A 12,845-nucleotide genomic window follows, 5' to 3' on the forward strand; every position below is an offset into this window, starting at 1 on the left:
AATGTAGATTCCTCTCTTTTACATATGGGAACTTTTAAAACGGCACTACTCCCTTTTCTTTACGATACATGATGATCTTTCTTCTTCATTAACGCTCTTTTCTTCATCGCCTTCGTTAAATATCCGCCTTTAAATGAACGAATTTCATAAGAAGACATAAACGCTTTCGGTGCAATTTCATTAATGATTTCTAATAGTTCTTTTTCTCTAGAACGTTTTGCAACGATATCTAAGCGATAACGTATCGAATTAATACCTTCACCTTCAAATACTGTAACGCCAAATCCAGAGTGACGTAACTCATCTACTAATTCATTACAACGGTCTAGTAAACTAACTTGATACGTAATATAACCAATTGCTAATTTATTCTCTATATAACCGCCTAATAACAGTCCCGCACTAAAGCCAATGACATAGGCAACGATGTTCATCCAATTTGATAAATCTTGAAACACAATACCTAAACTGACAATGTAAATAGCTCCTTCTAACAATCCAACAGCAGCAGCGGATCTTGTTTGATTCTTTACAAGCAAAATCGTACGGATTGTTAAAATGGGAACGTAAATAATTTGAAGCACAAAAATAAGTAGCGCTTGTAACATTGGTATCCACCTCTTTCAAAAAGTCTTTTGTCATGATAACATACATAACCTTTAGAAATCGATGGGTTTTTAAATTTTTTTTTATTATTTTTCATACTATTGAAAAACACAAAAAAGAAGCGTATTATATTTGTCGTTAATTTAATTACTTGTATCATATCGCTAAACTAAAAAAGGAACCCCATTAGGTCCCTCTCATCATAGCTCTATGTTTTTCGAAGCATGTTCCCTTTTCTTCTCTTCTTCTTTCACTACCTGCATATTTGCATAAGCTAAATTCGCAATCATTAAAAAGTGACCACCTAAAATGCCTGTACCAAATGCCCACATTTCCATTTCATGCTCAATTTCATACATGATAATAGCTCCTAAAATGGCCGCTGCAAATCGGTTTAAAACTCCTAACCCTGGAGCCTTTTCCTTCATTACAATACTTTCCCCAAGTTTCTCCACTCTACGAGCTAATAACCAAAGGCAATATGCACTTACAGCTAATCCGATCCCAAACCCTGTTACTTGTTTTCCAAACGGAGTAATCGTCCACATAAGTAGTAAACCACTAAAGATCACATACAATTGTAATCGATATACACGTAAGGCTACTTGAATCAAAATATCCGCTCCTAATCTCTCATTTTTTATACTTTAGAAGAAAAGCAGCAACTTACACAGTTGCTGCTTTTTCTTCTTCTTGTTCCTCTTCCATCTTACGAATTTCAACACGTTTAATTTGGTAAGCGTCTTTTTCTAACACTTTAAATTCATAACCTTCCGCCTCAACGTGTTGCCCTTCTTCGATTTCATGATTTTGCATCATAATCCATCCACCGATTGTATCCACATCATCTTCTTCAATGTGTAATCCAAATAAATCTTTCACTTCTGAGATAAGCACTTTTCCATCAACAATGATATGTTGCTCGTTCACATGTTGAATTGGTGGTGCTTCATCTTCATCATATTCATCACGAATTTCGCCGACGATTTCCTCCAAGATATCTTCAAGCGTTACAATTCCAGCTGTTCCTCCGTACTCATCATATAAAACAGCCATCGGAATTCGCTTCTTCTGCATTTGAAGTAATAAATCGTGAATTGGAGTCGTTTCCATCACTTCAATAATCGGACGCATATACGAGCGAATGGATGATAAATCTTTTTGATCCTCGGTCATATATCGAATAAAGAAATCTTTTACGTTGACCATACCGATAATATCATCTTTATCTTCTCCAAAAATCGGATAACGTGTGTATCGCTCATTTTGGATTACTTTCATGTGTTCTTCTACTGAATCTTCCAGGTAGAAACCAACGATTTCTGTTCGCGGTACCATAATCTCTTTTGCAATACGATTATCAAATTCAAAAATGTTATTTACATACTTGTATTCAGCCTGATTAATTTCGCCACTTTCATAGCTATCTGAAAGGATAAGGCGTAATTCTTCCTCTGTATGAGCTACTTCATGTTCTGAAGCTGGTTTTAAACCGAATAAGCCAGTTACAACACGCGCTGAACCGTTCAATACCCAAATAAATGGATACATTACTTTATAGAACATCATTAATGGACCCGCCAATAATAACGTTACCCTTTCAGCCTTTTGAATTGCCATCGTTTTCGGAGCTAATTCTCCTACTACAACGTGTAAATACGTCATAATCATAAAAGCAAGACCAAATGTTAATACTGATGAAATAGAAGGGTTTAAGTTCCATTTCTCAAATAACGGGTGTAATAACTTTTCAATTGTCGGTTCACCTAACCAACCTAATCCCATAGCTGTAACTGTAATACCTAATTGACAAGCAGATAAATATTCATCTAAATTTGTTGTTACCTTTTTCGCTGCTAAAGCACCGCGTTTTCCTTCTGCAACAAGCTGATCAATACGACTTGAACGTACTTTTACAATCGCAAACTCAGCTGCTACGAAAAATCCAGTAAATGCGATTAAAATCGCAACCATGACTAAATTAAATATTTCCAATGAATCCCCTTAGTTAAAAAACTAAGGTGTCCACCTCCTGTATACTATAATGTTTTCTTATTTCTTTCTTAGAAAACATAGCCCGATACAAAAATTAAAGAGGTCGGATTTCACTTGTTCTATAATAATAGAGCAAGTGTCTGTATTAAAGCTGTCGTTTGACCAGATAAAGATTTCGATATTTTTTCACGTTGTGAATCAGTCAATCCATCTAAAAGCGGCTTTAACTCTGTTAACTCTGCTTCTAATCGATGAATATGGTCTGTCACTTCATTCACTTGTTTCGAAACGTGTTCATTGATACCGAGCAGCTTCTTCTTCTCCTCGATTTTCTCTTTAATCTCACAAAGCGGCATATGCATTTCTTTGCACTTCTCAATAAATTGTAATGTTTCAAATGCTGTTTCGTCGTAATAGCGATAATTAGATTGAGATCGCTCCGCTTTTAAGATACCTAGATTCGTATAATAATCAATCGTTCGTTTCGACACGTGAGCCATGAGAGCCAACTGTCCGATTCGATACACCTTCCCAACGATCTTCCCCCCTTGTTTATATTACTACCATCATACAATACATAAACTGTACAGTCAAACGTGATGGTTTATTATTCATAATTTATATACAATTCCACTTACCATTTTATTATTTTGTAAATTAACAATATATTACTTAATTCTTATAATCGAATTATATTTCCCATACTACATTACTATGAAAATATCATCATAGAATCGCATATTCCTTTCAACCTTTTTTAATACAAAACATATGATAATAATATTTAATTAAAATTATTATTCATGCTATTGGAGGAGATTGAAATTACTAAAACTATTATCTCTCACTTTTATAACGAGGAGTATTTATTACCATGGTGGCTTATGCATCATACAAAAATATTTGATCACGGTATATTAATTAATAGAGGTTCTACAGATCGTTCCGTTGAAATTTGTAAATTATTTGCTCCCCACTGGGAAGTACGAGATTCAAGATTCCTTGAATTCGATCCCACTAATACTGATATTGAGGTAATGGAAATTGAAAGAGAAGTTTCAGGTTGGAAGATGGTATTAAATACTACAGAATTTCTTTGCTGTAACAATGTAGAAGAATTTTTCTCATCACTTCATACGTTAGGTCAAAATATGTATGCGATTAGAATGATTGTCATGATTGATAAGCATGATTACAATTATTCAAAACTAAGATATTCCATTCCTTTAGTAGAACAACGATATCATGGGCTTTTTCCTTATAACCCAGAAATCGGCTGTGCCTGGAGATTTATACACAACCATCTTGATGGCGCATATTTACCTGGTAGACATTTTACTCGGCATCAACATGTCGTTTATAACTCCCCTTCATTCATTGTTAAATTTTACTTTAGTCCTTGGAACGAACATACAAAGGCAAGAAAATTACAAATTACACCCACCCTTTCAAAAAAGGGCGTTCGAATGGGACTTCAAACACATTACGGTCAGTCCCCTGAGCAACTCGAAACTCGATTTTTAGAGCTTAGTAGCATAACCCAAGATCTTCGTAACCACCCTGAATATCAACAATTATTCCCTAAATTTAAACCTTAATATTTCTCACACTATCATTTTCCACACATTTTTACGCACTTAGTCAAAAACAAAACCATTTGCATACAATATGAATACTGTATATATTATAAATTTTTATTTTAGGAGGAAAAAATGAAAGCTGTTATTCTTGCTGGTGGATACGGGACAAGGATTGGGGAAGAAACACATTTAAAACCGAAACCTATGATTGAAATTGGAACAAAACCTATTCTATGGCACATTATGAGTTTGTATAGCCATTACGGCATTACAGAGTTTATTATTTGCTTAGGGTATAAAGGATATGCAATTAAAGAGTTCTTTCTAAATTACAACTTACACATGTCAGATTTCACGATACATTTAAGCGATAATACAATTACTAGCCATTCTCAACGTGTAGAACCGTGGAAAGTTACACTAATCGATACTGGTGTAAATACCGAAACGGGAGGACGAGTGAAAAAGATTCAAAATTTTGTTGGCGACGAACCTTTCTGCCTCACTTATGGCGATGGATTAAGCAACGTAAATATAAAAGAACTTATTGCATTTCATAAAAAACATGGAAAAATGGCAACTGTTACCGCCGTACAACCTCCTGGTAGATTCGGTTCTCTCATATTAAATAAACAGTCTGTAACATCTTTTCAAGAGAAGCCACTCGGGGATGGCGGATGGGTTAACGGTGGATTTTTCGTTTTAAACCCTGAAGTTTTCAATTACATTAGTGGAGATAAGTCTGTTTTTGAAACAGACACTTTAGTTCAGTTAGTAAACAAAAACGAACTATCAGCATATCAACATACTGGTTTTTGGCATCCGATGGATACATTGCGCGATAAAAATAAATTAGTTGAGCTATGGGAAAGTAATAACGCTCCGTGGAAGGTTTGGTAATATGGCTTCTTCATCTTTTTGGAATAAGAAAAAAGTATTTATCACGGGACATACTGGATTTAAAGGCTCTTGGCTCACCCTTTTCTTAACTTCTTTAGGTGCAGAAGTAGTTGGCTTTTCTTCTCATCCCCCATCGATTCCTAATCTTTTTGAACAATGTAACGTAGCAAAAGAGTGCATAACAATTAAAGGTGACATTACAGATTACGATTCTTTATTACACGCCCTAAAACATCATAACCCTGACATACTATTTCATTTAGCTGCCCAGCCAATCGTCACCACTTCATACAAAGATCCTATCGAAACATTTAAAACGAATGTTTTAGGCACTGTTCACGTATTGGAAGCTGCAAAACATATAGAAAGTATACGTGGCATCATTAATGTTACAAGTGATAAATGTTATGAAAATGACGGGAGCGGTAACCGAGCATTCGTGGAAATTGACCGGCTAGGCGGTTTCGATCCTTATAGTGCTAGTAAAGCTTGCGCTGAACTAGTAGCAACATCCTATCAAAAATCATTCTTCCGCACGAATACACAGAAACTCGCCTCAGTAAGAGCAGGTAACGTCATCGGCGGTGGGGATTGGGCAGAAGACCGATTATTCCCAGATGTCATTCGTGCATATTTACAAGATGGTACATTAACGATTAGAAACAAAAAGGCTATTCGCCCGTGGCAACACGTATTAGATCCTTTACACGGCTATATCCTTTTAGCTGAAAAACTTTGGACAGACGCTGCATATGCAGAAGCATGGAATTTCGGCCCGTTGAACGAACCTAACAGAACCGTTCATGATGTCATTCAATCTGTAATAAAATTATGGAATAAACAACTAACAATCACTTCCCCCTCTACAAACACTCCTTATGAAGCGCCTGTTTTAACACTCGATAGTACAAAAGCAGTAACTAAACTCGGCTGGACTCCTAAGTTATCAACAGATAAGGCTATCACTTGGACTGTTGATTGGTACAAAAAATATGCATCTGGTGAAAATATAGAATCTTTCACGCGGCAACAAATTGATGCATTCAAAAATTTATAAGGGGGCTATAAAATGGAACAGAAAAAATGCCGTTTTTGCCACTCATTACTCAGCAATACTTTTTTAGATTTAGGTGTTTCTCCTCTCGCTAACTCATTTGTAGCTCCAGAAAACTCATATAAAATGGAACCTTTTTATCCGCTGCACACATTTGTTTGTCACTCTTGTTTACTTGTACAATTAGATGAATTTGAATCTCCGCACAATATTTTTCATGACTATTTATACTTTAGCTCTTACTCATCAAGCTGGCTACTGCATGCTAAACAATATGTAGAAATGGCGATTAAGCGCTTCCGCTTAAAGAAACATTCAAAGGTGGTTGAAATCGCGAGTAACGACGGGTACTTATTACAATACTTTCAAAAAGAACATATCGAAACGTTAGGAATTGAACCAGCACAAAATGTAGCAGAAATCGCTATCCAAAAAGGAATTCCTACTGAAGTGAATTTTTTCAGCAACGACTTAGCAAAAAAATTACCGCAAGCAGATTTAATCATTGCTAATAACGTATTAGCACACGTTCCGAACTTACATGATTTTGTGGCAGGTTTAAAAACGTTATTAAAACAAGACGGAACAATAACAATTGAATTCCCGCACTTATTAAATCTCATATCCTTTAAACAGTTTGATACGATATACCATGAGCACTTCTCCTATTTCTCACTTATAAGCCTGCAAAAAGTTTTATCTCACCATCATTTACAAATTGTCGATGTAGAAGAACTTGCAACGCACGGTGGTTCCTTACGTATTTTTGTAAAACATCATAGTGACGAATCAACTATCCATTCTAGTGTTACAAAATTAATCCAAAAAGAAGTGGATCACGGGCTAAATACATTAGATTGTTATCTCCTTTTTTCTAAACGCATCGAACAATTGAAAATAAATATTTTACAGTTTTTTATCGAAGCGAAAGCTTTAAACAAACAAATTATCGGTTACGGTGCGCCAGCTAAAGGAAACACCCTTTTAAATTATTGCGGGATAGGAAAAGAATTTCTAGCTTATACAGTAGATAAAAACCCTCATAAACAAAATCTCCTTCTACCAGGAACCCGCATTCCAATAAAATCTCCAGAAGAAATAAAACGTACAAAACCTGATTACATTCTTATACTTCCTTGGAATTTAAAAGACGAGATTATGAAAGAATGCTCTTTCATTCGTGAGTGGGGCGGCAAATTTTTAGTAACAATACCAGAAGTTGAGGTAATTGAGCCATGAAAAAAATCCTTGTAACAGGCGGTAGCGGATGGATTGGTAAATATGTTGTACATTCTCTTATTCAAAAGGGCTATGAAGTGCACGCCACTTACAATACAAATAAACCATCTCACCTTTCTTGCTGTTGGCATAAAGTAAACTTACTTTGCGATGAAGAAGTAAAAAAACTCATTTACGACATGAAGCCTAGTCATCTCATTCATTTAGCTTGGGAAGCAGTGCCGCCAGCGTGTTATGTATCTATCAATAATTACTATTGGCTTACGTCTAGTATCTCATTGATTCAACACTTCACAACATGCGGCGGAAAGCGAGTCGTCGTTGCCGGGACTGGCGCAGAGTATGAATGGTTTAACGGTGTATTATTTGAAGATTCACCGCTTCTTTCTTATAAAACCCCGTATTCATTATGTAAAAATGCACTACACTCCTGGCTCCAAACGTACGCCAAGCAAACCGGTCTCAGCATGTGTTGGGGCCGCATTTTTCATATGTATGGCCCTCACGAACAAGGGAATCGGCTCGTTTCTAACATTATCACTTCTTTATTAAAAAATGAGGAAGCACTATGTACACATGGAAAACAATCAAGAGATTTCCTCCATGTGAGCGACGTCGCTGATGCTCTCGTAACAGTATTAGAACATGACGTTACAGACACAATCAATATCGCTTCTGGTCAATCTGTACAAATTAAAGAATTAGCATCTATCATTGCGAAAAAGATAGGAAAAGAGCATTTAATTAAACTGGGTGCAATCCCTTTCTCTAAAGATGAACCTTTATTTGTCGGCGTTCATGTAGAGCGTTTAAAAACTGAAGTAAACTGGAAACCGACATACGATCTAAATACAGGAATCGAAGAAACAATTTTATGGTGGGAATCATTTATACAAAAACATAACGGTACGCATCACTAAAACGTAAATCCTTCGTTCCTCTCGCTAATTCCTTATACCATTCTTCTAATCTTTCCGGCGTAATAATATGGTGTGTACCCATCCCCCGATCCTTACTAGCTTCAGAAAGGGTCGGACCAATTTGTAATTTCCTCTTTCTCATTGCATCGTTCCACGGACTAAACCCAAACCATAATATACAAGCAAGAGGCGGATAAATCATAGATTCATGCGCAGATAAATGTCTTCCAACTGTATAACTTCCGTGTTCATGATTATGAATAAATCTACCTCTTCTCCACAACGGCCAATCTTCTGGTAAATAACCGTGAAATCGCTGTTTCATTAAAGGTATACCAAAGTTAAGGTCCGGATAATTGTAGTTAGGATCATCAACCATAATAAGCCCTTCCAGCCAATACATCCTTCCTCCCAATTCATTTAGTGATTTCCAAAACTGATTCTTATCTTGCACACAAAGAAACTCAGTCGTATTTAAAATCATTTTCCATCCCTTTACTTCTTGTTCCACCCTCATTACTTCATGATCTGTCGCTAATGCATCAAATTCTGGATTTGCAGAATCTCGTACTTCCCAGTGCGGCGCGAACTTTTTACAAATTTCAACGGAACGATCTGTTGAACCTTTATTAATTAAAATGCCATGATCAAACAGTTTCGTATGATGAGCAAGCCACCACGGTAATAAATACTCTTCATTATAAAAATGAGAAATAACGGTTGTAGTTATAATAATCTCCTCCACTTTCTCTATTAATCTACTTTTTTACCCTACTCTTAATATACTTATCAATTATGTAATTGGTTTCTTTTATTTAAAAAATATGTTTTTCTACTATATACTATGCTTTCTTACACAACCACCATTTCCATTTTCTAAAGAAACACACTAATAAACTGAAAATTAAGTTATAATATCATTATAAAATTATGAAGGAGGAATGCACGCATGTACTACAACACTTCATTTGAAAATGATCAACCTGTAGGCCGTCTATAAACTAAGGCGGGCATTCATATAACACGTGCACTATGCCTCGTCTTAGGGAACTCATCATACCCTAAAAATAGACGGAGGTACTTTACATGAAACAAACCATTTTAGGAGCTATATGTTTATCACTAGCAGCTAGTATATGGGGCGGTATGTATGTTGTTAGCAAATATGTACTCGACTTTATCCCACCACTGACACTCGTTTGGCTACGCTTTATCATTGCTTTTGTTGTTTTGTCTATGATTTTAAAAATTACTGAGAAAAAGCAAAAGAAAACAGTAACCATTCGTAAAAAAGATTGGCTATTATTCGCTTGGATTGGATTTATCGGATATTTCATTTCGATCACTTGTCAATTTATCGGAACAAAATTATCCGACGCTCATACAGGATCTTTAGTAACATCAGCTACACCTGCATTTATGATTATATTTGCAGCGATCATTTTAAAAGAAAAACTAACCGCTCGTAGATTACTATCTACCATCATAGCGACAATCGGTGTCATTATCGTAATCGGATGGGATATTGAAATTGGCTCCTATTTTATCGGTACAATCATATTAGTCGGGGCAGCTATTACGTGGGCTTTACTATCTATTTATGTAAAAATTGCTTCAGCTCGATTTTCATCTTTAGTGATTACAACGTACGCTATATTCTTTTCACTCTTTTTTATTACACCTTTTATGGTATGGGAATTTCAATCAAACCCAATTGAACATATGACCCTATATGTAATATTAGGCGTACTTTATTTAGGAATCGTCTCAACTGCAGGTGCCTTTTTCCTTTGGAATAAAGGATTAGAATTAATGGATGCAAGCATCGGTTCGTTATTTTTCTTCTTCCAACCTATTGTTGGGTCATTGCTTGGTTGGCTCTTATTAAATGAGACATTAAATAGTAACTTTTTTATTGGTGGTATTCTTATTATATGTAGTGTTTTTATTACTACTTTTGAAAAGAAATGAAAAATAGGCAGAGATACTTAGTCTCTGCCTGTTCGTATACACTCTTTACACACTCCAATGCGATGGACGAGACAATAATTTCGGTAATTTCGTATGTTTGTCCCCTCTTGCCGCATTAACTTGAACTTGCGTCAAAAAAATACTATTTGTAAAATCAGCCCCACGAATATCTGCATCTCGCAAATCTGCTCCGATGAGATCTGCCCCTCGTAAGTCTGCACCATTTAAGTTTGCCGCAATTAAATATGCTCCTCTTAAATTCGCCCCTTGTAAATTTTTCTTTTTCAGGTTTGCTCCCATAAGGTCTGCACCGCGGTGTATGATTCTTTTCCTACGCGCAGTATTCATTTCTTTCCATACTAGTTCGCTCGTTTCTAAAAGTAAAATATTCACTTCTGCACGATGTAATGGGATATTTACTTTCATTAACTCGTCCGCATTTAAATTCGAAAGTCGCTCCGTCTCTTCAATTGCTTTACTTAATTCTTTATGGATCGATTGTGTCGCCTTTAATAAAATAGCCTCATTTAAATACCAAAGCATTTCATGGAGCTGATGCATAACTGGAAAAGCATCATACATTTTTCTCGCATGCTTAGCATCTTTCCGCCAATCCATCCCGTTAAATGTAACTTGAGAAATTTTCTGTCCAGCGCCAAAACATTCAAATACTGTACAGCCTTTATAACCTTTTCCTCTAAGATTTTTATGTATACTGCATTTAAAATCTGATTGTAAATTGGAACATGGTTTACCACCATCTTTATTCACTGCAAAATCTACCGATGCTGCAAACGGTAACGCCACACAACATAAACCGAAGCATTTTTCGCAGTTTGCTTTTAAATGATCGTTATGATTAGTCAAAATGTATACCCCCTGTTGTCTTTTGACTATTTCATAATATTCTAACTGCATGAAATAATCAATTTAAAAATAAACGAGCGCCTTTCATTTCAAATCATAACTTTATCATTCTATTTCCTTTCAATTGAAAAGGACTAACTCTGCTCATTGAATTATAATTAAATTATAAATATTCAAACTAAAAGGAGAGTTACTATGGCACTACAAATGAAAACAAACTGTCAAATTTGCGATCAATCGCTAGAACAAGATTCTGAAGCATACATTTGCGTATATGAATGTACATTTTGTGCACCATGTACAGAAGAAAGACACAACGTTTGTCCAAACTGCGGCGGCGAGTTAGTACGTAGACCGAAAAAGAAACAGTAAAAAGCAAAGCGATATCGCTTTGCTTTTTTTAGGCATATGAAATTATATCAACGATTTTCCAAATATATCGAACACAAATTCAATTATATCAACGATTTTTTCAATATATCGACGTTTCGACAAAGGATATCGACTTACCGACAAATAACGACACCTCTGCATGCATTCAGCTTCAACACAACTTAAACATTTAAAAACTTAACACAAACAGGCTCCGGCACAACAACGTCAGATTGTAAAAGAGTTAGCTCACCTGTAGATTCACTTCTTGAAAATAGTACAAGATTATGTGACTTTTCATTTGTAGCAACAAGAAACTTTTCAGTAGGATCTAATACAAAGTCTCTTGGCCAATTTCCTTCTGTAGATGTATGTGCAACAAATGTAAGCTTGCCTGAATTTTCATCTACGCTGAAAACAGCAATACTATTATGACCACGATTACCTGCATATACAAAGCGGCCGTCAGAAGAAATATGAATCGCACTTCCTTGATTATTTTCATCAAATGCGGCAGGAATGGTAGAAATATACTGTAATTCTGTAAATGATCCTTCTGCCGGATTATATGTTAACACAATAACTTCTGAACTAAGCTCCGTCATCACATACGCATACTTTCCATTTGGATGAAAAGTAATATGTCTTGGACCACTCCCTGGATTTACAGATAAACGATTCACTTCTGTTAATGTACTATCTTTTATTTCATACGTAATTATTTTATCTATCCCTAAATCAACACCCACTACATATTTTTCATCAGGAGTATATCCCGCATAATGTGCATGTGGTTTTTCTTGTCTTTCTTTATTCGGACCTGAACCTTCATGTGCCATAATCGATGTAGCAGGATTTATAGTTCCATCTTCATTTACTTCAAAAGATTCAATCGTTCCTTTATGGTAATTTGCTGTAACTACCGTATGATTTCCACTATCAACACTCACATGACAAGGAGAAGCCCCTTCTGCTACTTGTCTGTTTTCTTCTGTTAGCTCTCCCGTTTTACTATCAATCGAATAAGCAGCTACACCGCCAGATTCGCCTTCCTTAACAACGGAATAGAGATATCTATTATTTCGATTAATCGTTACATATGTAGGGTTATCCAACTTTGCCGCAAGTGCTACATTACTAATTTTCTTTGCTTCCGTATCTAAAGTAAACTTATATATTCCTTCACTATTTTCTTTCGTGTATGTTCCAACATATCCAATAAACTCTTTGTTATCCTTCATTTTCATAACCCTCTCTCCCTATATTTTTCATTCATCTTACTTCTTATAATGTTTTATGTTGAAAGAGTATCCTAAAAAATTAGAGTACCTCTTTATACGT

At 35.6% G+C, this 12,845-nt stretch carries 14 protein-coding genes; 7 read left to right on the forward strand and 7 right to left on the reverse strand.

Going from position 1 to position 12,845, the window contains the following annotated elements; genetic code table 11:
- Window positions 1-59: 59 nt before the first annotated feature.
- The 4 genes from ACTFNE_RS10175 to ACTFNE_RS10190 all read right to left on the reverse strand — a co-directional run bounded on the left by ACTFNE_RS10175 (window position 60) and on the right by ACTFNE_RS10190 (window position 3,128).
- Entirely contained in the window at window positions 60-608 is a 549-nt protein-coding gene (locus ACTFNE_RS10175) for a DUF2179 domain-containing protein (RefSeq protein ID WP_000938435.1), read from the reverse strand.
- Window positions 609-806: 198 nt separating this feature from the next.
- On the reverse strand, window positions 807-1,220 hold the full coding sequence (locus tag ACTFNE_RS10180; RefSeq protein WP_076856336.1) for an ATP synthase subunit I: 414 nt from the start codon (window positions 1,218-1,220) through the stop codon (window positions 807-809).
- Between the two features lie 52 nt (window positions 1,221-1,272).
- A complete protein-coding gene (locus ACTFNE_RS10185) occupies window positions 1,273-2,601 on the reverse strand; it encodes a hemolysin family protein (RefSeq protein WP_046198393.1) in 1,329 nt (442 codons plus the stop codon).
- Between the two features lie 119 nt (window positions 2,602-2,720).
- A complete protein-coding gene (locus ACTFNE_RS10190; protein ID WP_000285637.1) occupies window positions 2,721-3,128 on the reverse strand; it encodes a MerR family transcriptional regulator in 408 nt (135 codons plus the stop codon).
- A gap of 276 nt (window positions 3,129-3,404) precedes the next feature.
- Between ACTFNE_RS10190 and ACTFNE_RS10195 the strand changes: the two genes are divergently transcribed.
- The 5 genes from ACTFNE_RS10195 to ACTFNE_RS10215 all read left to right on the forward strand — a co-directional run bounded on the left by ACTFNE_RS10195 (window position 3,405) and on the right by ACTFNE_RS10215 (window position 8,294).
- The gene (locus ACTFNE_RS10195) at window positions 3,405-4,199 is read left to right on the forward strand and encodes a glycosyltransferase family 2 protein (protein ID WP_001997813.1); all 795 of its coding nucleotides are present in this window, start codon (window positions 3,405-3,407) and stop codon (window positions 4,197-4,199) included.
- 114 nt (window positions 4,200-4,313) lie between these two features.
- Window positions 4,314-5,081 (forward strand): glucose-1-phosphate cytidylyltransferase, encoded by a 768-nt coding sequence (gene rfbF / locus ACTFNE_RS10200; protein ID WP_000648797.1) that lies wholly within the window; start codon window positions 4,314-4,316, stop codon window positions 5,079-5,081.
- Between the two features lies 1 nt (window position 5,082).
- Complete coding sequence (rfbG, locus tag ACTFNE_RS10205) at window positions 5,083-6,138, forward strand: CDP-glucose 4,6-dehydratase (protein ID WP_046198392.1); 1,056 nt, start codon at window positions 5,083-5,085, stop codon at window positions 6,136-6,138.
- A 12-nt stretch (window positions 6,139-6,150) separates the two neighbouring features.
- Complete coding sequence (locus ACTFNE_RS10210; RefSeq protein WP_046198391.1) at window positions 6,151-7,374, forward strand: class I SAM-dependent methyltransferase; 1,224 nt, start codon at window positions 6,151-6,153, stop codon at window positions 7,372-7,374.
- Entirely contained in the window at window positions 7,371-8,294 is a 924-nt protein-coding gene (locus tag ACTFNE_RS10215) for an NAD-dependent epimerase/dehydratase family protein (RefSeq protein WP_046198390.1), read from the forward strand. Before ACTFNE_RS10210 ends, ACTFNE_RS10215 begins: the two co-directional genes overlap by 4 nt.
- On the opposite strand, the gene ACTFNE_RS10220 is transcribed toward ACTFNE_RS10215, so the two are convergent.
- Window positions 8,263-9,039: a glycosyltransferase family 2 protein gene (locus ACTFNE_RS10220; protein WP_046198389.1), complete on the reverse strand. Its 777-nt coding sequence runs from the start codon at window positions 9,037-9,039 to the stop codon at window positions 8,263-8,265. The genes ACTFNE_RS10215 and ACTFNE_RS10220 overlap by 32 nt on opposite strands.
- Window positions 9,040-9,380: 341 nt before the next feature.
- Between ACTFNE_RS10220 and ACTFNE_RS10225 the strand changes: the two genes are divergently transcribed.
- On the forward strand, window positions 9,381-10,265 hold the full coding sequence (locus ACTFNE_RS10225) for a DMT family transporter (RefSeq protein WP_046198388.1): 885 nt from the start codon (window positions 9,381-9,383) through the stop codon (window positions 10,263-10,265).
- Between the two features lie 45 nt (window positions 10,266-10,310).
- Here the strand turns inward: ACTFNE_RS10225 and ACTFNE_RS10230 are convergent, their stop codons facing one another.
- Window positions 10,311-11,132 (reverse strand): pentapeptide repeat-containing protein, encoded by an 822-nt coding sequence (locus ACTFNE_RS10230; protein WP_046198387.1) that lies wholly within the window; start codon window positions 11,130-11,132, stop codon window positions 10,311-10,313.
- A gap of 195 nt (window positions 11,133-11,327) precedes the next feature.
- On the opposite strand from ACTFNE_RS10230, the gene ACTFNE_RS10235 reads away from it, so the two are divergent.
- Complete coding sequence (locus ACTFNE_RS10235; protein WP_001207874.1) at window positions 11,328-11,504, forward strand: DUF1272 domain-containing protein; 177 nt, start codon at window positions 11,328-11,330, stop codon at window positions 11,502-11,504.
- A gap of 182 nt (window positions 11,505-11,686) precedes the next feature.
- On the opposite strand, the gene ACTFNE_RS10240 is transcribed toward ACTFNE_RS10235, so the two are convergent.
- Complete coding sequence (locus tag ACTFNE_RS10240; RefSeq protein ID WP_046198473.1) at window positions 11,687-12,745, reverse strand: lactonase family protein; 1,059 nt, start codon at window positions 12,743-12,745, stop codon at window positions 11,687-11,689.
- Window positions 12,746-12,845 lie beyond the last annotated feature (100 nt).

The sequence above is a fragment of the Bacillus cereus group sp. MYBKT111-2 genome, assembly GCF_051915205.1.
GTDB classification, from domain to species: domain Bacteria; phylum Bacillota; class Bacilli; order Bacillales; family Bacillaceae_G; genus Bacillus_A; species Bacillus_A paranthracis.

Coding starts and splice junctions, on each gene's coding strand:
- ACTFNE_RS10175 (WP_000938435.1), bottom strand. CDS start 608: ATGTTACAAGCGCTACTTATTTTTGTGCTTCAAATTATTTACGTTCCC.
- ACTFNE_RS10195 (WP_001997813.1), top strand. CDS start 3,405: ATGCTATTGGAGGAGATTGAAATTACTAAAACTATTATCTCTCACTTT.
- rfbF (WP_000648797.1), top strand. CDS start 4,314: ATGAAAGCTGTTATTCTTGCTGGTGGATACGGGACAAGGATTGGGGAA.
- rfbG (WP_046198392.1), top strand. CDS start 5,083: ATGGCTTCTTCATCTTTTTGGAATAAGAAAAAAGTATTTATCACGGGA.
- ACTFNE_RS10210 (WP_046198391.1), top strand. CDS start 6,151: ATGGAACAGAAAAAATGCCGTTTTTGCCACTCATTACTCAGCAATACT.
- ACTFNE_RS10215 (WP_046198390.1), top strand. CDS start 7,371: ATGAAAAAAATCCTTGTAACAGGCGGTAGCGGATGGATTGGTAAATAT.
- ACTFNE_RS10225 (WP_046198388.1), top strand. CDS start 9,381: ATGAAACAAACCATTTTAGGAGCTATATGTTTATCACTAGCAGCTAGT.
- ACTFNE_RS10235 (WP_001207874.1), top strand. CDS start 11,328: ATGGCACTACAAATGAAAACAAACTGTCAAATTTGCGATCAATCGCTA.
- ACTFNE_RS10240 (WP_046198473.1), bottom strand. CDS start 12,745: ATGAAGGATAACAAAGAGTTTATTGGATATGTTGGAACATACACGAAA.